This window comes from Burkholderia sp. Ax-1720 (genome assembly GCF_011753035.1).
Lineage (GTDB): Bacteria > Pseudomonadota > Gammaproteobacteria > Burkholderiales > Burkholderiaceae > Burkholderia > Burkholderia gladioli.
Map to the genome: position 1 here is coordinate 1 of NZ_VWWK01000078.1, position 18444 is coordinate 18444.

14 protein-coding genes and 1 pseudogene are annotated in these 18444 nt (G+C 69.5%); 3 read left to right on the top strand and 12 right to left on the bottom strand.

Annotation, left to right across the window (positions count from 1 at the left end; translation table 11 throughout):
* Positions 1-491 precede the first annotated feature (491 nt).
* A complete protein-coding gene (locus F3J18_RS21320; RefSeq protein WP_025098720.1) occupies positions 492-1739 on the top strand; it encodes an MFS transporter in 1248 nt (415 codons plus the stop codon).
* An 88-nt stretch (positions 1740-1827) separates the two neighbouring features.
* Here the strand turns inward: F3J18_RS21320 and F3J18_RS21325 are convergent, their stop codons facing one another.
* Positions 1828-2625 carry a 5'-methylthioadenosine/adenosylhomocysteine nucleosidase gene (locus F3J18_RS21325; RefSeq protein ID WP_166914048.1) on the bottom strand — a complete coding sequence of 266 codons (798 nt, stop codon included), beginning with the start codon at positions 2623-2625 and terminating at the stop codon, positions 1828-1830.
* Entirely contained in the window at positions 2622-4991 is a 2370-nt protein-coding gene (locus F3J18_RS21330) for a UvrD-helicase domain-containing protein (RefSeq protein ID WP_025098722.1), read from the bottom strand. Before F3J18_RS21330 ends, F3J18_RS21325 begins: the two co-directional genes overlap by 4 nt.
* A gap of 365 nt (positions 4992-5356) precedes the next feature.
* On the opposite strand from F3J18_RS21330, the gene F3J18_RS21335 reads away from it, so the two are divergent.
* Positions 5357-8224, top strand: a complete 2868-nt coding sequence (locus F3J18_RS21335; protein WP_166914050.1) for a valine--tRNA ligase — start codon at positions 5357-5359, stop codon at positions 8222-8224.
* A gap of 132 nt (positions 8225-8356) precedes the next feature.
* Complete coding sequence (gene galU / locus F3J18_RS21340; RefSeq protein ID WP_025098724.1) at positions 8357-9238, top strand: UTP--glucose-1-phosphate uridylyltransferase GalU; 882 nt, start codon at positions 8357-8359, stop codon at positions 9236-9238.
* Between the two features lie 103 nt (positions 9239-9341).
* Here galU and F3J18_RS21345 read toward each other — a convergent pair whose 3' ends face one another.
* The 10 genes and pseudogenes from F3J18_RS21345 to F3J18_RS21390 form a co-directional block, all read right to left on the bottom strand.
* Complete coding sequence (locus F3J18_RS21345) at positions 9342-9998, bottom strand: DUF4136 domain-containing protein (protein WP_123036549.1); 657 nt, start codon at positions 9996-9998, stop codon at positions 9342-9344.
* A gap of 89 nt (positions 9999-10087) precedes the next feature.
* Positions 10088-12571: a CHASE2 domain-containing protein gene (locus F3J18_RS21350; RefSeq protein WP_166914052.1), complete on the bottom strand. Its 2484-nt coding sequence runs from the start codon at positions 12569-12571 to the stop codon at positions 10088-10090.
* A 9-nt stretch (positions 12572-12580) separates the two neighbouring features.
* Positions 12581-13861 carry a FecR domain-containing protein gene (locus F3J18_RS21355; protein WP_240155654.1) on the bottom strand — a complete coding sequence of 427 codons (1281 nt, stop codon included), beginning with the start codon at positions 13859-13861 and terminating at the stop codon, positions 12581-12583.
* Positions 13862-13992: 131 nt separating this feature from the next.
* Positions 13993-14697 carry a response regulator transcription factor gene (locus F3J18_RS21360; protein WP_013697723.1) on the bottom strand — a complete coding sequence of 235 codons (705 nt, stop codon included), beginning with the start codon at positions 14695-14697 and terminating at the stop codon, positions 13993-13995.
* 450 nt (positions 14698-15147) lie between these two features.
* A pseudogene (locus tag F3J18_RS38275) lies at positions 15148-15480 on the bottom strand (hypothetical protein); the annotation flags it as partial.
* Positions 15481-15601: 121 nt separating this feature from the next.
* Entirely contained in the window at positions 15602-15988 is a 387-nt protein-coding gene (locus tag F3J18_RS21370) for a hypothetical protein (protein WP_166914056.1), read from the bottom strand.
* A 35-nt stretch (positions 15989-16023) separates the two neighbouring features.
* Complete coding sequence (locus tag F3J18_RS21375) at positions 16024-16509, bottom strand: SRPBCC family protein (protein WP_166914058.1); 486 nt, start codon at positions 16507-16509, stop codon at positions 16024-16026.
* Positions 16481-16885, bottom strand: a complete 405-nt coding sequence (locus F3J18_RS21380; protein WP_166914060.1) for a metalloregulator ArsR/SmtB family transcription factor — start codon at positions 16883-16885, stop codon at positions 16481-16483. Before F3J18_RS21380 ends, F3J18_RS21375 begins: the two co-directional genes overlap by 29 nt.
* 121 nt (positions 16886-17006) lie before the next feature.
* Complete coding sequence (locus tag F3J18_RS21385) at positions 17007-17234, bottom strand: sulfurtransferase TusA family protein (RefSeq protein WP_013697719.1); 228 nt, start codon at positions 17232-17234, stop codon at positions 17007-17009.
* A 170-nt stretch (positions 17235-17404) separates the two neighbouring features.
* Entirely contained in the window at positions 17405-18442 is a 1038-nt protein-coding gene (locus F3J18_RS21390; RefSeq protein ID WP_166914062.1) for a Gfo/Idh/MocA family oxidoreductase, read from the bottom strand.
* Between the last annotated feature and the right edge of the window lie 2 nt (positions 18443-18444).

An 18444-nucleotide genomic window follows, 5' to 3' on the forward strand; every position in this document is an offset into this window, starting at 1 on the left:
CGCGGCGCGTGGCGCGTCCGGCGCCGCCCGAGGCGCCCGGCAGCGCGGCGGCCGCCGCCATGCCTTCGGTCGCCGGCCTGGCCCGCAGCGAAATTCCCATCATCGATTCCCCCGTACTTTTCTTGCTGCCGGAAACGTCGGCTCCGGCACTCACCGTACGGCCGCCCGCCGCGGATCTGCGGCACGGCCCACTCCGCGCGTGTGGTCACGGATAAGGGCTTGTCGGCAGCAATGATTTTTTTCTTGAGTCGGGATCGCACCCAGTTGTGCGCACGCGACGATCGTGCCCCGTAGGCCAATCGTCAGGAAACTCGCGACTTGTCCGAAGCCCCGATCGGTCTCGACCGAAACCTGGCCTTTCATGGCCCGGTCATGACCGAATCACGACAAAAGTTGGCCTGACAATTCGAGTGAGCCACTTTACACTCCGGTGACCTTATCCCGAATTCCAATGACGCCGCGGTCCCAGCACCGCCCCAACGCCGCTCATCATGCAAACCAGCCTCGACAACCGCCAGACGATATCCGCCGCGGCCGCCCCCGCGACGGCGCCGGCCCGCACCAACTACCCGGTGCTCGGCGCGATCAGCTTCTCGCACCTGCTCAACGACATGATCCAGTCGTTGATCCTCGCCATCTATCCGATGCTGAAGGCCAATTTCGCGCTGTCCTTCGCGCAGATCGGCCTGATCACGCTGACCTACCAGATCACCGCCTCGCTGCTGCAGCCGCTGATCGGCCTCTATACCGACAAGCGGCCGCTGCCGTTCTCGCTGCCGGTCGGGATGGGCTTCACTCTGTCGGGGCTGCTGCTGATGTCGGCCGCGCCCAGCTTCGGCGTGCTGCTGGTGGCCGCCGCGCTGGTCGGCTGCGGCTCCTCGGTGTTCCACCCGGAATCCTCGCGGGTGGCGCGCATGGCCTCGGGCGGCCGCCACGGCCTGGCGCAGTCGCTGTTCCAGGTGGGCGGCAACGCCGGTTCCTCGCTCGGGCCGCTGCTGGCCGCGCTGGTGATCATCCCCCATGGCCAGCACAGCATCGCCTGGGTGTCGGTGGCCGCGCTGGTGGCGATCGTGGTGCTGGCCCAGATCGGCCGCTGGTACCAGCGCCAGCCCGCGCCGAAGAAGAAGTCGGCCGGCGAGCGCCATGCCACGCTGAGCCGCCGCCAGGTCTGGCTCGCGCTCGGCGTGCTGATGCTGCTGGTGTTCTCGAAGTACTTCTACCTGGCCAGCATCACCAGCTACTTCACCTTCTACCTGATCGACAAGTTCCACCTCGGCGTGCAGGCCGCGCAGCTGCACCTGTTCATCTTCCTCGCCGCGGTGGCGGCCGGCACCGTGATCGGCGGGCCGATCGGCGACCGCATCGGCCGCAAGTGGGTGATCTGGGTGTCGATCCTCGGCGTGGCGCCCTTCACGCTGGCCCTGCCGCACGTGAACCTGTTCTGGACCAGCGTGCTGAGCGTGATCATCGGCGTGGTGCTGGCCTCGGCCTTCTCGGCGATCATCGTCTATGCCCAGGAGCTGATCCCCGGCAAGGTTGGGATGGTGGCGGGCCTGTTCTTCGGCCTCGCCTTCGGCATGGGCGGCGTGGGCGCGGCCGTGCTCGGCGATATCGCCGATGCCACCAGCGTGGCCTTCGTCTACCAGATCTGCGCCTTCCTGCCGCTGATCGGCGTGCTGACGGTGTTCCTGCCCGACGTCGAGGGCAAGAAGGCAGCCAAGCAGCGCGCCGCCGCCTGAGCCCGCGGCGGGCGATGCCTCGCCCAAGACAAAACGCCCGGATCGTGACGATCCGGGCGTTTTTTCATGCCGTCGGCCAACGCGTCGCTCAGGCCGGCACGCCGTCCGCCGCGCCGGCCAGCGCCAGCAGGAAGCGCTGCAGGATCCCCGAGGAATAGCTGCTGGCGATCTCGGTCAGGAAGTTGGTGAACGAGGCGGTGGCGTGATCGTCGGCCGTGTCCGACACGGTGCGCACCACCGCGCAGGGCACGCCGTATTCGTAGCAGACCTGGGCCAGCGCCGCGCCCTCCATCTCGACGGCCAGCGCGTCGGGCAGCATCTCGCGCAGGGCGACCACTTCCGGCTCGCTCGACACGAAACGGTCGCCGCTGATGATCAGCCCCGCGTGCACGCGCGCCCCGCGCAGCCGGAAGCGTTCCTTGAGCGCCTCGCCCTGCTCGGCCACGAAGGCCTCGCAAGCCGCCTGCAGCGCGGCCGACAAGGCCGCGTCGGCCGCGAAGCACGTGATGCCGAGCAGCGGCACCTCGTGGCGCGGGAAGATCGGCGAGGCATCGAGATCGTGCTGCATCAGCGCGCGCGCCACCACGATGTCGCCCACCGCGATCTCGCGCGCCACGCCGCCGGCCACGCCAGCGAACACCACCGCCCGCACGTTGAAGCGGTGGATCAGCGCGGTGGTGGTGGTGGCCGCCGCCACCTTGCCCACCCGCGCCAGCGTGACCACGCAGGGCACGCCGTGGGCGGTGCCGAGGTGGTACTCGCGCTGGCCGAGCGTGACCGTCTCGACGGCGCCCTCGGCCTGCATCGCGGCGAGCAGGTCGCCGAGTTCCTGGGGCAGCGCGGCGAGGATGCCGAGCGGCCTTTTTCTATCGAATTGCATGATCATTCCACCGCCTGGAGTTTTGCCACCGCCAGCGCCAGCCATTTCTCGCCGTGCCGCTTGAAACGGACCTGGGCCTTCGCGTCCGCGCCTTCGCCTTCGAGGGCCGTCACCGTGCCCTCGCCGAACTTGGTATGAAACACCGGCTGGCCGACCTTGAAGCCGCTGCCGCTCGCGCGCTGCGCGTTGGCGAAGGCCGGCAGCGGTGCCGACACGGCCGCGTCGACCACGCTCTCGCGCGAGCCGCCGCCATTGCCGCCGCCGGGTCGCGAGAACCAGTTGCGGCCCCAGCCGGCGTTGTCGGCACGGCCGCCCCAGCGGCTGCCGGCCTCGACCTGCGGCGTCAGCCACTTCAGCACCTGCTGCGGCAGCTCGTCGAAGAAGCGCGAGCGGATGTTGTAGCGCGTCTGGCCATGCAGCATCCGGCTCTGCGCGAAGGACAGGTAGAGCCGCTCCTTGGCGCGCGTGATCGCCACGTACATCAGCCGGCGCTCCTCCTCCAGGCCGTCCGATTCGAGCGCGCTGTTCTCGTGCGGGAACAGGCCCTCTTCCAGCCCGGTGATGAACACCGCCGCGAATTCGAGCCCCTTGGCGGCATGCACCGTCATCAGCTGCACCGCATCCTGGCCGGCCTGGGCCTGGTTGTCGCCGGCCTCCAGCGAGGCATGCGAGAGGAAGCCGGCCAGCGGCGTCATGGTGTCGGGGTTCTGGGCCGGGTCGCCCAGCTCGGCCGGCGCCAGCACCTCGTCGGCGCCGCCGTCCAGCGTGATCTCGGGCGCCGCGATCGCGCCGGGGCGCAGCGGGATCGAGCGCGCCGGCGTATCGAGCCCGTAGCCTTCCTCGCTGACGAAGGCGGTGGCCGCGTTGACCAGTTCCTGCAGGTTCTCCAGGCGGTCCTGCCCTTCGCGCTCGCCCTGGTAGAAATCGGCCAGGCCGCTGGCGCGCACCACGTATTCGACGGTTTCCGGCAGGCTCATCTGCGCGGTCTCGGCGCGCATCTTCGCGATCAGGTTGGCGAAGGTGCCCAGGCTGGTGCCGGCCTTGCCCGTCACGTAGGGAATCGCCGCCGCCATCGCGCAGTTGTAGAGGCGCGCCGCGTCGGCCAGTTGCTCGATCGAGCGCGCGCCGATCCCGCGCGTGGGGAAGTTGACCACTCGCGCGAAGGCGGTGTCGTCGCTCGGATTGTCGATCAGGCGCAGGTAGGCCAGCGCGTGCTTGATTTCCTGGCGCTCGAAGAAGCGCAGGCCGCCATAGACGCGATAGGCAATCCCCGCCGTCATCAGGGTGTGCTCAATCGCGCGCGACTGCGCGTTGCTGCGATAGAGCACCGCCACCTCGCTGCGCGCCATGCCGCCGTTGATCAGCGAGCGGATCTCCTCGACGATCCAGCCCGCTTCCTGCGAATCGGTGGCCGCCTCGTAGACGCGCACCGGCTCGCCATGCCCCGCGTCGGTACGCAGGTTCTTGCCGAGCCGATGCGAATTGTGCGAGATCAGGTGGTTGGCCGCGTCGAGGATATTGCCGTGCGAGCGGTAGTTCTGCTCCAGCTTGATCAGGTTGCGCACCCGGAACTCGTCCTCGAAGTCGCGCATGTTGCCGACGTTCGCGCCGCGGAAGGCGTAGATCGACTGGTCGTCGTCGCCCACCGCGAAGATCGCGTTCTGGCCGCCCGCCAGCAGCTTGAGCCAGGCGTACTGCAGCTTGTTCGTATCCTGGAACTCGTCGACCAGGATGTGCCGGAAGCGTGCCTGGTAATGCGCGCGCAGCGGCGCGTTCAGGCTCAGCAGCTCGTAGCAGCGCAGCAGCAGCTCGGGGAAGTCGACCACGCCCTCGCGCTGGCATTGCTGGTCGTAGGCCTGGTAGAGCTCGACGAACATCCGGTTGAAGTTGTCGGTGGCGTCCACCTTGTCCGGGCGCAGGCCTTGCTCCTTGGCATTGTTGATGAAGTACTGGACGTTCTTCGGCGGGTACTTCTCGTCGTCGATGTTCGAGGCCTTCATCAGGCGCTTGATCGCCGAGAGCTGGTCGGCCGTGTCGAGGATCTGGAAGGTCTGCGGCAGGCCGGCGTCGCGATAGTGCGCGCGCAGCATGCGGTTGCAGAGGCCGTGGAAGGTGCCGATCCACATGCCGCGCGTGTCGATCGGCATCATCGCCGACAGGCGCGAGAGCATCTCGCGCGCGGCCTTGTTGGTGAAGGTCACGGCCAGCACGGTGGGCGGCGAGGCGAAACCCTGCTGGATCAGCCAGGCGATCCGCGTGATCAGCACGCGCGTCTTGCCGCTGCCCGCACCGGCGAGGATCAGCGCCGGCTCGTTCGGCAGCGTGACGGCAGCGTATTGTTCGGGGTTCAGGTTGGCGAGCAGATCGGGCATGAAGAAGCGGGTATCGAGCGGGACGGAAGAAGGGAGGTGAAGCGCCAGGACCGCCATTATAGAACGGTCGCGCCGGCACGATCGGGCGGCCGCCGCGAGCGGCTCGCGGGCCGCCGGGCCGCGCCCGATCCGGGCATGAGGCAGGCACGAGCCAGGCACCATCCAGGCACGCCCCAGACCCGGCGCGACCTCGCAATCGACCCTGCAATCGGCCCCGCAATCGACCCTGCAAGCCGCCCCCTCGACCCGCCCCGCCGCCGCCGCGCGCCCCCCGCCCGGCGCCGTGCCTGCCCCGGCGGGATGCGCATCCATTTATAATTGCCGGTTTCCGCATCAATCACGCATTCTTTCAGGCAATTCCGACCATGAGCGACAGCACGCTGGCGAAGAGTTTCGAGCCCCAGACCATCGAATCCCATTGGGGGCCCGAGTGGGAAAAGCGCGGCTACGCCGCCCCGAAGATCGATCCGGCCAAGCCGGATTTCGCGATCCAGCTCCCGCCGCCGAACGTCACCGGCACGCTGCACATGGGGCACGCGTTCAACCAGACCATCATGGACGGCCTGACGCGCTACCACCGCATGCGCGGCGACAACACGCTGTGGGTGCCCGGCACCGACCACGCCGGCATCGCCACGCAGATCGTGGTGGAGCGCCAGCTCGACGCGCAGAAGATCTCGCGCCACGACCTGGGCCGCGAGAAGTTCGTCGAGCGCGTCTGGGAGTGGAAGGAGAAATCGGGCTCGACGATCACCGGCCAGGTGCGCCGGCTCGGCGCCTCCACCGACTGGAGCCGCGAATACTTCACGATGGACGACAAGCTCTCGAGCGTGGTGCGCGAGGTGTTCGTGCAGCTCTACGAGCAGGGCCTGATCTATCGCGGCAAGCGCCTGGTCAACTGGGACCCGGTGCTGATGACGGCCGTCTCCGACCTGGAGGTGGTGAGCGAGGAAGAGGACGGCAGCCTCTGGCACATCAACTACCCGCTGGTCTCGGGCGAGGGCCACCTGACGGTGGCCACCACGCGCCCGGAAACCATGCTCGGCGACGTCGCCGTGATGGTGCACCCGGAAGACGAGCGCTACCGCCACCTGATCGGCCAGTCGGTGCGCCTGCCGCTGTCGAACCGCGAGATCCCGATCATCGCCGACGACTACGTCGATCGCGAGTTCGGCACCGGCGTGGTCAAGGTCACGCCCGCGCACGACCTCAACGACTACCAGGTCGGCCAGCGCCACCAGTTGCCGCAGATCGAGATCCTCACGCTCGACGCGAAGATCAACGACAACGCGCCCGAGGCCTATCGCGGCCTGGACCGCTTCGAGGCGCGCAAGCGCGTGGTGGCCGACCTGGAGGCGGCCGGCGCGCTCGACTCGGTCAAGCCGCACAAGCTGATGGTGCCGCGCGGCGACCGCACCGGCGTGGTGATCGAGCCGATGCTGACCGACCAGTGGTTCGTGGCGATGACCAAGCCGGCGCCGGAAGGAAGCTTCCACCCGGGCAAGTCGATCACCGAGGTGTCGCTCGAGGTGGTGCGCGACGGCCAGATCAAGTTCGTGCCGGAGAACTGGACCACCACCTACTACCAGTGGCTGGAAAACATCCAGGACTGGTGCATCTCGCGCCAGCTCTGGTGGGGCCACCAGATCCCGGCCTGGTACGGCGAGAACGGCGAGATCTTCGTCGCCCGCGACGAGGCCGGCGCGCGCGCCAAGGCCGACGCGGCCGGCTACGCCGGCGCGCTCAAGCGCGACGAGGACGTGCTCGACACCTGGTTCTCCTCGGCCCTGGTGCCGTTCTCCTCGCTGGGCTGGCCCAGCGAGACGCCCGAGCTGAAGCACTTCCTGCCCTCCTCGGTGCTGGTCAGCGGCTTCGACATCATTTTCTTCTGGGTCGCCCGGATGGTCATGATGACGACGCATTTCACCGGCAAGGTGCCGTTCCACACCGTCTACATGCATGGGCTGGTGCGTGACGCGGAAGGCCAGAAGATGTCGAAGAGCAAGGGCAACACGCTCGACCCGATCGACATCATCGACGGCATCGGCCTGGAGGAGCTGGTCGCCAAGCGCACCACGGGCCTGATGAACCCGAAGCAGGCGGCCTCGATCGAGAAGAAGACGCGCAAGGAATTCGCCGACGGCATCCCCGCCTTCGGCACCGACGCGCTGCGCTTCACGATGGCCTCGATGGCCACGCTCGGGCGCAACGTCAACTTCGACCTGGCGCGCTGCGAGGGCTACCGCAACTTCTGCAACAAGCTCTGGAACGCCACGCGCTTCGTGCTGATGAACTGCGAGGGCCACGATTGCGGCACCGCCAAGCCCGAGCTTTGCGGCGCCGGCGACTGCGGCCCCAGCGGCTACCTGGACTTCTCGGCGGCCGACCGCTGGATCGTCTCGCTGCTGCAGCGCGTGGAAGCCGACATCGCCAAGGGCTTCGACGACTACCGCTTCGACAACATCGCCAACAGCATCTACAAGTTCGTCTGGGACGAGTATTGCGACTGGTACGTCGAGCTGGCCAAGGTGCAGATCCAGAACGGCACGCCCGAGCAGCAGCGCGCCACGCGGCGCACCCTGCTGCGCGTGCTGGAGACGGTGCTGCGCCTGGCGCATCCGGTGATCCCGTTCATCACCGAGGCGCTCTGGCAGAAGGTCGCCCCGCTGGCGGGCCGCTACCCGGCCGGCGCGGCCGAGGGCGAGGCCTCGCTGATGGTGCAGGCCTACCCGGTGGCGGACCTCTCCAAGCTCGACGAGCCATCCGAGCAATGGGCGCTCGAGCTGAAGGCGGTGGTCGACGCCTGCCGCAACCTGCGCGGCGAGATGAACCTGTCGCCGGCCACCCGCGTGCCGCTGCTGGCCACCGGCGAACTGGAGCGCCTCAGCAGCTTCGCGCCCTACCTGAAGGCGCTGGCGCGCCTGTCGGAAGTGACCATCGTGGCCGACGAGGCCGCGCTCGACAGCGAGGCGCAGGGCGCGCCGATCGCCATCGTCGGCGCCAACAAGCTGGTGCTGAAGGTCGAGATCGACGTGAAGGCCGAACGCGAGCGCCTGTCGAAGGAAGTCGCGCGGCTCGAGAACGAGATCCGCAAGTGCGAGGCCAAGCTCGGCAACGAGGCCTTCGTGGCCAAGGCCCCGCCGGCGGTGGTCGAACAGGAGCAGAAGCGGATCGCCGAATTCCGCGGCACGCTCGACAAACTGGCCGCGCAACTGGCCCGTTTGCCGGCATAAGAGGACGTTTTCCGGCCATTTGCAGGCGCAATGGCCGGCGTAACAAAGGGTAAGCTAGCTTGCACGGACCGTGCCAGCCCAATCACCATGGGCGGCACGAACGAATCAATCCAAGGATGAAAGGTCGATCACATGCTGAAAGTCACTAAGGCGGTATTTCCGGTTGCCGGTCTCGGCACCCGCTTCCTGCCGGCGACGAAGGCAAGCCCGAAGGAAATGCTGCCCGTCGTCGACAAGCCCTTGATCCAGTATGCCGTCGAGGAAGCGATCGCGGCCGGCATCACCGAGATGATCTTCGTCACCGGGCGCAGCAAGCGCGCCATCGAGGATCACTTCGACAAGTCCTACGAAGTCGAGGCCGAACTCGAGGCACGCGGCAAGGAGAAGCTGCTCGAGCTGGTGCGCAGCATCAAGCCCTCCAATGTCGACTGCTTCTACGTGCGCCAGCCCGAGGCGCTCGGCCTCGGCCACGCCGTGCTCTGCGCCGAGAAGCTGGTCGGCGACAATCCCTTCGCCGTGATCCTCGCCGACGACCTGCTCGACGGGCAGCCGCCCGTCATGAAGCAGATGGTCGATACCTTCGACCACTACCACAGCTCGATCATCGGCGTGGAAGAGATCCCTGCCTCGGACACCAAGTCCTACGGGATCGTCGACGGCAAGGAGTGGGAAGAGTCGATCGTCAAGCTCTCGGGCATCGTCGAGAAGCCGGCGCCCGAGGACGCACCCTCGAATCTCGGCGTGGTCGGCCGCTACATCCTGAAGCCGCGCATCTTCGAGCACCTGCGCGCGATCAAGCCCGGCGCCGGCGGCGAGATCCAGCTGACCGACGCGATCCAGGCCCTGCTGGCCGACGAACAGGTGCTGGCCTACAAGTACGAAGGCACGCGCTTCGACTGCGGCAGCAAGCTCGGCTACCTGAAGGCGACCGTCGAGTTCGCGCTGCGCCACCCGGAAGTGCGCGACGAGTTCGAGCAGTATCTGCGCGAACGCGGCACCTCGCAGTCGGTGTAATCAATCGGGGCTCGCGCCCTGCCCGCTCCACCGGCGGGAATCAAAAAAGCGCCGCTTCGTGCGGCGCTTTTTGCTGTGCCGGCGCGTTGGCCAGGTTCGCTGGCTACTTCGGCTCGGCGGGTTTCACCGATACCACCCCCGGCATGCCGCCCGCCGCATCCGGCCGGGTCCGCACCAGCCAGCCGGTGCCGCCCTGGTAAGGCAGCTTCGCCAGCGCGCTGCGCACCAGGTTCGGCATCGCCGCGAGCGGATCGGCCTGCCGGTCGCGCGAGGATGCCGTGACCTGGTAGGCCGTCTCGCCGTTGCGCGAGTCGACGAAACGCAGCGTCAGCAGGTGCCGGTAGACCGGCCCCGCGAACGGCAAGGCGAGCGGCGCGGAGCCGTCCACGCGCACGCCCGGCGACGCGGCGCCCGACGTGGCGGATGCGCCCGACGCGGCGCCCGCGCCGAGCGCGAGCGCGCCCGGCTGGGTGGCATAGGCGATCGCCAGCCGGTAGGGCGCGCCGTCCGGCTGCTCGTGATAACCCTGCCGGGCCAGCTCGTCGCGCACCAGCGATTCGACGCGCCGGTATTGCCGCGTCGCGTCGTCGTCCTGGCCGTTGCCGTCCTGCGACTCGGTGCGCGCGAACGCGTAGTTCCGGGCATCCGCGCCGAAGCCGGCCGCCCGGCCCGCGACACTCACGCCCGTGGTCGGCGCCGCGCAACCGCCCAGCAGCGCCAGCGCGAGGGCGATGGCGGCCCCTGTCCCGATCGTCTTCATGAGAACTCTCCCCAGCATGCCGTTGTCCGGCGAATTCAGTCCCGCGCGCCTGGCACGGACGCGCGAGCCTGCGATTGATATGGTCCCGCTCAGGCCGCGGGCTCGCCCAGGCGCGGCAGCGTGATCGAGATCGCGGTGCCGACACCGACCGCGCTGTCCACCGCGATGCTGCCGCCATGCCGCGTCACCACGGTCTTCACGAACACCATGCCGAGCCCGGTGCCGCTCACCTCGGGGCGCTCGCTGGCATGGAAGCGCCGGAACCGCTCGAACAAATGCGCCTGGTCCTCGGGCGCGATCCCGTAACCCTGGTCGCGGATCGTGCAGGTCACGCGCGGCGGCCCCTCCTCGGTGGCGAAGCTGCAGCTGATCAGCGTATCGGCCGGGCTGTACTTGACCGCGTTGTTCAGCAGGTTCACCAGCGCGCGCGCCATCAGCGAGCGATCCGCGCCGATCCAGTAGGGCTCGCCGTCGAGCGCCGTGTCGATGCGGATGCGCTTGGCCTGCGCCTGCGGCCAGACCTCGTCGCTGGCGTCGATCAGCAGGTCGGCGAAGCTGGCCGTGTCGATCCGGTAGGTCTGCGATTCGGCGCGCGCGAGCTGGACGAATTCGTCGGCCAGCGTCAGCGCGCGCTGCGCGTGCCGCTCGATGCGGCCGAACAATTCGCGCTGCGGCGCCGAGGCATCGCCGCGCTGGCGCTCGATCTGCACCAGCGCGAGGATCGAGGCCTGCGGCGAGCGCATGTCGTGCGACAGCAGGTGCAGCGCCTCCTCGCGCTGGCGCTCCGCCGCGTGCAGCGCCGTGACGTCGACCAGGCCGGCGATCCAGCCGATCGCGCGGCCCTCGGCATTGGTGCACGGCGCGTAGCGTAGCAGATGGTCGAGGCCGTCGGCATCGCGCACTTCCAGGCCGCTGACCAGCAGCGCCGGCGCCTCGCCGCGGGTCGGATCGAGCGCGGCCGGCCAGGCCGCGCGCAGCTCCGGCTCGCGCTCGGGATGCGCCACCGTCTTGACGAATTCGAGCGCGCCGAGCGCCCCCTGCAGCGAGCGCCCTTCCGGCGCGTTGACGCCGACCCGCGCGCAGTAGCGCTTGGCCGCGTGGTTGGCGATCAGCACGGTGCCCTGCACGTCGGTCACGAAGATCGGCTCGGGCATGCTGTCCAGGCTGTCCCACACGAAGCGCTTCATGTCCTGCACGCGGCGCGCGGCCTGCGCCATCAGGTTCATCTGCCGTTCCAGCACGTCGCCGCCGAACTCGGCGCGCTGGGCCGGATCGCGCGGCGCCTCGGGCAGCAGGTGCGGCTCGGCGGCGAGCCGCTCGAGCTCGCCGCGCAGGTAGGTCATGGTCATCTCCAGCCGCCGCCAGTTCCACAGCAGGTAGACCACGATCAGGCCGAGGATGGCCGGCGCGGGCGAACCCCAGCAGCGCCCGCCGAACAGCAGCGCGGCGCTGCCGGCCACCGCCAGCACGGTCAGCGAGGCCGCCAGCAGCAGCGCGCGCAGCGGCGAGAGCAGCAGGATGCCGGCCAGCAGCGCGGCCAGCAGCGGCAGCGAGGCGAGCAGCAGCCAGCCCGGCGAGGCCAGCGTGATGGCGCGGCCGGTCAGCAGCATGTCGAGCACGCTGGCATGCAGGTAGACGCCCGGCAGGGTGCCGAAGTCGCCCGAGATCGGCGTGGCGAAGCGATCGTAGAGACCCGCAGCGGTCACCCCGACCACCACGATCTTGCCGCGCAGCGCCGCCTCGGGCACCTTGCCGGCCAGCACGTCGGACAGCGAATAGGCCGGGTAGTCGAGCGTCGAGCGGCTGAACGGGATCAGGTAGCGCCCGGGCGCGGGCAAGGCCGCCCTCACCAGGCGCGACGCGGCCGACGAGGCGGAGGCGGCCGGGGAAGTCGAGGCGGTGGGGGCCGAAGTCGAAGCGGCCGAAGCGGCGATCGACGATGCCATCGAGGCCGCGTCCTGCCCTGCCCCGCCCGCCGGCGCATCCAGCGCGCGCGCCACCGACAGCATCAGTTGCGGCCAGTCGCGCCGGCCGTCGCTCTCGGCGAGCGCCACGCTGCGCACGATGCCGTCCGGATCGACCTCGAAATTGATATGGCCGGTACCGGCCAGCCGCGCGGCCAGCTCGGGCACGGGCGGGCTCACCTCGCGCGTGCCGTCGGCGGCCTCGGGGCTCAGCAGCACCGGCAGCCAGGCGGGCACGCGGGCGAGCGCCTGGCCGAGTTCGGCATCGTCGGGGGAAGCTTCGATGAACAGCACGTCGTAGACCACCGCGGCCGGCCGCGCGCGCGCCAGCTCGTCGAGCAGGCGCGCATGGACGCTGCGCGGCCAAGGCCAGCGGCCCAGCCGATCGACGCTGGCGTTGTCGATCTGCACCACCACGATGTCGGGATCGAGCGCCAGATGGCGCGCGCCGAGCAGATGGTCGTAGATCAGGCGATCGACGCTCGAGGTGGCCTGCCAGAACACGCCGGCGCAGATCGCCGCCACGCCCAGGCAGCCGATCGCGAGCCACTCGACCAGGAAGCGCCGGCCGAGTGGCCGGCGCCGCCGGGAGCCGGATTCAGGCTTCATCGGCGGGCGTCAGCGCGCGAGCGTGAAGCTGTTGACGGCGCCCGCCTTGTCGTAGAACCGGCCGTTCGAGAACTGCTCGGCGATCACGCGCCAGTAGTAGTCGCCGGGCGGCAGGTGCGAGAGCACCAGCCGCGTGTCGGTCAGGCCCGGCTGGTCGACGATCGGGTTCGACAGGTCGCGCGCGGCCGACAGCACGAAGCGGTAATGCGTGGCCGCCTCGCCCTGCGCGCCGCTCGGCATCCAGCGGAACGCGTAACCGCCCGCGGCCGGCCCGGCCTCGCTGCGCAGGCCGAAGCGGCGGCGCTCGAAGCCGTAGGTGCGCGGCTGGCCTTCCAGGCCGTTCGCGTCGATCGCGGCGATGCGCACGAAATAGCTGTCGTCGGGCAGCGCATCGAAGCTCGCGCGCGGCGTGTCGACTCGCGTCTCGCGGATCAGGTCGAGGAAGCCCGCATCGCTGGCGAGTTCCACATGCCAACTGCGCGCGCCCTCCTGCGGCACCACCTCGAAGCTTACCTGCGCCTCGTCCTGCACGCGGCCCGGCTTGACCAGGCGCGGCGCGGCCAGCAGCGGCACGGGCGCGCCCACCTGCCCGTCGGCGCCCGTCACGCTGCCGAAGTTGGCCTGCACCAGGGTCGCGTCGGCGCGGCTACGCCCCGGCGCGACGCCGACCGTGCCGTCCAGCACCTCGACGCGCGTCAGCGCCTGCCCGTCGGCATCGTAGTTGACGCGAAAGCGGGTGCCGCGCACGCCGGCCACCACCGAGGGCGAGCGGATCTGGAAGCGGTCGTCCGGCTTCTTCATGTGGCTCACGTCGCTGTCGACCGAGCCGCGCCTGAGGTCGATCACGCGCTCCAGGGTGCCGGTCAGCACGGTGCGGCGCAGCGCGGCCACGTCGATCTGGCTGCCCGGCGGCAGGCTCAGGTGCGTGCCGTCGGCCAGCTCCAGCGTGACGAAACCGTCGGTGCCGGTGCGCAGGCGATCGCCCTCGCCGAGCGTGGCATTCGGCGTGAGCGCCACGAACGCGGCATCGCGCCCGGCGCGCTCGACCGTGCCGTGGCTGGCGACCACGCGCGCAGTGAGCGGCTCCTTGCGCAGGCGCGCGGCCGGCAGGCGGATCTCGATGCCGCGCTGCAGGCGCTTGGGCGCCGGCACGCCGTTCATCTTCGCCACCAGGCGCCAGTCGTCGGCGCCCTGCAGGTACTGCCGCGAAATCTCGTAGAGCGTGTCGCCGTCGCGCGTCACATAGGTGACGATGCCGCCCGCGACGCGTTCCGACGAGGGCCGCGTCATGCTCGCCAGCGAGGGGGCCGAGGCGGCCTGCGCCCAGGCGCTGCCCGTGCCGACCCAACCGCCCGCGGCGAGCGCCAGGCAGGCGGCCGCGATCGCGCGGCGCAGGCCGCGCGGGTAACCCGGCGCGGCGCTCACTCGGCGGCCCCTTGCGGCAGCCGCTCGAGGCGATAGCCGTAGCCGTAGATCGGCGCGAGCCGGTAGCCGTTCTCGGGCCGCAGCGCGAGCTTGGTGCGCAGCATCGAGATATGCGTGTCCATGGTCCGCGAGGGGATGTCGGTCGCCTGCTTCCAGACCAGGTCGAGGATGTGCGCGCGCGAGAGCGGCTGGTCGACGTGCTGGAACAGCAGCAGCGCGAGATCGAATTCCTTCTGCGTGAGACTGACCGCCTGGTCGCCGACGAAGGCCTGCTTCAGGTTGGTGTCGAAGCGGTAGCTGTCGAATTCACGCATCACCGAATCGGTGTTGGCGGGATAGGCGCGGCGCAGCAGCGAGCCGATGCGCGCGCGCAGGATCGGCGCCGATACCGGCTTGACCACGTAGTCGTCGGCGCCCGCGTTGAGGATCTCGGTGATGCCGGCCTCGTCGTCGCGGCTGGTCATGAAGATGATCGGCAGGCGATGTTCGGTCTGGTTCTCGCGCACCCACTTCATCAACTCTTCGCCCGACAGGTCGGGCACGTTCCAGTCGAGCACCAGCAGGTCGAAGGTCTCGCGCTGCAGGCGCTTCTTGAGCACCTTGCCTTCGCTGAACGCATAACACGTGTGACCGACCGCCGTCAGCGTCTGGCTGACGAAGTCCGTCTGCGCCTCGTCGTCGTCCAATACAGCAATTCTCATAACACCCCGCAATGCGGCGACGGCAGGAAGCCATCCCGCGTTCCGCGCCCGATCGCGCGTGCCCGGTGCCGGCCCGTGGCCTCGGACCGGCAGGCATCGCCGCGCTGGCGGCGCTCCGAACGCTATTGTGTCCGGATCGCCGCTTTTCTCAAAATCGGGTCGCCTACTACCCAAGGGACCGCGAGCGGGGCTGGCATCGGCACCCGCCGCGACCGCCGCCCGACCGTCGAACGGCCGGGCGAACGTCTTTCAGATCGATCCGGGCGACAGGCGCAGCGCCTTGTCGCCGCCGGAGGGCGAGCCCGCATCCTGCGGGTCCCGCGATTTCGGCCCGGCGTCCGGACCGGATTCCGGCTCCGCGTCGGTTTGCGCCGCCGCGCGGCGGCCGCCGTCCTGCCGGCCGTCGCCGCGACCGGCATCGTCGCCGGCCTCGTCCTGCACCTGCCGCGCGAGCGCGGCATGCAATTGCCCGCGCACATGCTCCCATGCGGTGCGCGCATAGTCGGGCTGCTCGGCGGCCCAGGCCTGCGCCAGGTCGAACACCCGCACGAGGGTCGGCGCGCAGCGCGTGAGCTCCGCCTGCGGCGTGCCGAGCGTGTCGCGCAGCCATTCGGCCAGCCACGGCATGTCGGCCGCGCAGGCATCCGCATAGGCTTCGAGCGCGGCGCGCGCGTGAGGATCGCGCGCCGGGTCGAGCTCGACGCGCTGCATCGCCCGCGCGCGCTCGCGCGCCTTGCCGCGCGACGCGAACGGTATCCGGACCGTTCCGGGCCTCAAGAACATGATTTCTCCCTGGTGCGGCCGATGCCCATTCGCGTCGCGGCGAAATACGATACCGCCCCGCGACAAAATGCGCACGCCTGCCGTTGCAGCGCAGTATAAGGAGGCCCCCGACGACTGTCGTTTAAGAATTGTCAGATCGTAAATAATCGATGATAAAAACCCGGTGATTCGATTCGATTTTTTGAAGATGCCTCGAAGACTGCCTGCTTTTTAGGCATTTCGGCCGATTTTCCACCCCGCCGCGCCGGCCGCGATCGCCTGCCCGGCGCGACATCCGGGCCGCCTTCATGCATTTTCTTTCAGCGCGAATCGTCAAGCCGGGCTCGCCAATCGTCAATTCGGCCAGGTGAGGAAAGGTGAAATCGGCGGGCCCGGGCACGGCCGGCGTTTTGAAAACCGTCGGCGGCCGGATCGGGAGCATGCCGATAAAGCCGTTCGCATGCTGTGTGGTCTTGTCGTTTTCTTGTACGGATTTTGTATAAGACTCGAATCGGCCATGATCGGCCATGCCGGGCGCGCGACGCGCCTCCGGCACCCCGTGCCTCAGGCCAGCGTGGCGGCGAACTCCTCGAGCTGGCTGATCACCGTGTTCCAGCCGTCGAAGAAACCGAGCTGCTCGTGCTGCTCGCGCGCCGCCTCGTCCAGGTGCATGACGTGCGCCGTGTAGCGGCAGCCCGCGGGATCGTCTTCCATGTCGATCACGGCCGTGAAGCCGAGCCACGGCTTGGCGGGTCGCCAGCCCGCCGTCAGCAGCGAGCTGAACACCAGGCGCGCCTGCGGCACCACCTCGAGGAAGCTGCCGGGATTGTCGCTCACGCCGCCGTCGGGGCCGCGCATGGTGGTATGGAAGGCGCCGCCGGGGCGCAGGTCGAAGGCGACCACCTCGGTGGTCCAGGGTGTCGGGCACCACCACTGCGCGAGCAGCGCGGGTTCGCTCCAGGCTCGCCACAAGGCCGCGCGCGGCGCGCGCAGCACCCGGCTGATGACGAGGTCGCGGGAATCAATCGGTGCGGCGGCGGGCTTTGACATGGGCTTGCTCCTCCTGGTGAAGTCGTTCGACGAAGGCCACCATCCGGTCCGAGCGCGCTTCCCACATCGCGCGCTGCTCGGCCAGCCACTGCTCGGCCTGGGCGAGCCGCGCCGGCACCAGCTCGCAGCGGCGCGTGCGGCCGCTCTTGCTGCTGCGCACCAGCCCCGAGCGCTCCAGCACCCCGAGGTGCTTCATGAACGAGGGCAAGGCCATCTCGAAGGGCTCGGCCAGTACCGAAACCGTCTGCGCGCCGTCCGCCAGCGCGCGCACGATCGCGCAGCGCGTGGGATCGGCCAGCGCCTGGAACAGCTCGCTGATCGAAGCCGGCAGCGAGGCGGGAACGGAAGCCGGGTGAGATGCCGAATAGTTAGCCATGCGGCTAAGTATAGGCGCTCGATATCGAAACGAAAGGCCGCCGGCGAAAAAAATGCCGCCGGGGCCAGGAGCCCGGGCGGCATGTCGACACGAGCGGCCGAAGCCGGCCCATGTCGCGTGTTCAGCGGCGGCGCATCAGGAAGGTGAAGATCTTGTCGTGCACCGACGATTCGACGATTTCGTTACCGGTCTGCTTGGCGAACGCGGCGAAATCGCGCTGCGAACCGGGATCGGTCGCGAGGACCTTGAGAACCTGGCCGCTCTCCATGTCGGCGAGCGCCTTTTTCGCGCGCAGGATCGGCAGCGGGCAGTTGAGCCCGCGCGCATCCACTTCCTTGTGAACTTCCATCGGCTTTCGACCTTCGAGTGACGCGCCGGCAAGGCGCGGAGTGAAGGCGAGATTTTACCGCAGGCGGCCCGCTCGCGTGGGCAGGCATGAACGGCGGAGTCGGCGACGGGCAAGCTGCCAAGCCGCCGCCCCGCCCACCCACCTCCACACCTGCCCGCCCGGCGCCCGCCCTACAGCTCGACGGCCCGCCCCGTGTGCAGCGCCTCGCGCATCGCATGGCCGATGCGGGTGGCCTCCAGCGCGTCGGCCAGCGTCGCGCCGCCCGACTCGCCCAGCCCGCGCACCGCGTCGACGAAGGCCTGCGCCTCCACCAGGAAGGCCGCCTCGAAACGGTCGAAGAAGGTCGGCGTGCAGGTATTGCGGATCCCGCTCGCGTCATAGATCTCGACACGATTGGCGCGCGGGTTGCGGCCGATGCTCAGCGCGCCGGCCGTGCCGATCACCTCCGAATGCGAGTCGTTGCCGTGCGCCATGGTGCGCGAGGCATAGAACATCGCCAGCGCGCCGCCCTCGAACTCGCAGATCGCCACGCCGTTGTCGACGTCGCCGCACTCGGCCAGGCCCGGGTGCAGCGCGATGGTGCCGGCCGCGAACACGCGCGTGGCGCGCGGCTTGCCGAGCAGCCAGCGCGCCACGTCGATGTCGTGCACCGAACAATCGAGGAAGATGCCGCCCGAGCTCGGCGCGAAACGCACGAAGAAGCCGTCCGGATCGTTCTGGTCGGTGGTCTGCGAGCGCACCAGGAAGGGCCGGCCGATGCCGCCTTCGGCCACCCGCTCGAAGGCCTCGCGATAGCTCGGGTCGAAGCGGCGCATGAAGCCGATGGTCGCCTGCAGTTGCGGGCGCGCATTCGCCTCGGCGATCACGCGCTCGCATTCGGCGATGTCGAGCGACAGCGGCTTCTCGCAGAACACGTGCTTGCCGGCACGCAGCGCGGCGATGATCTGCTGCGCGTGCAGCGACGAGGGCGTGACGAGCCACAGCGCGTCGAGCTCCGGATCGGCCACCAGCGCCTCGAAGTCCTCGTACAGGCGCGGCACGCCGAGCGTGTCGCGGGCCCAGGCCAGCTCCTCGCCCAGCGGGCTGCAGGCGGCCGCCAGCTCGGCGCCGGCCACCCGGCGCGCGAGATTCTCCGCGTGGCGGCGGCCCAGCCGGCCGAGCCCCGCGATACCGATCCGGACCTTGGCCGGGGAAGTCTGCTCAGGCATCG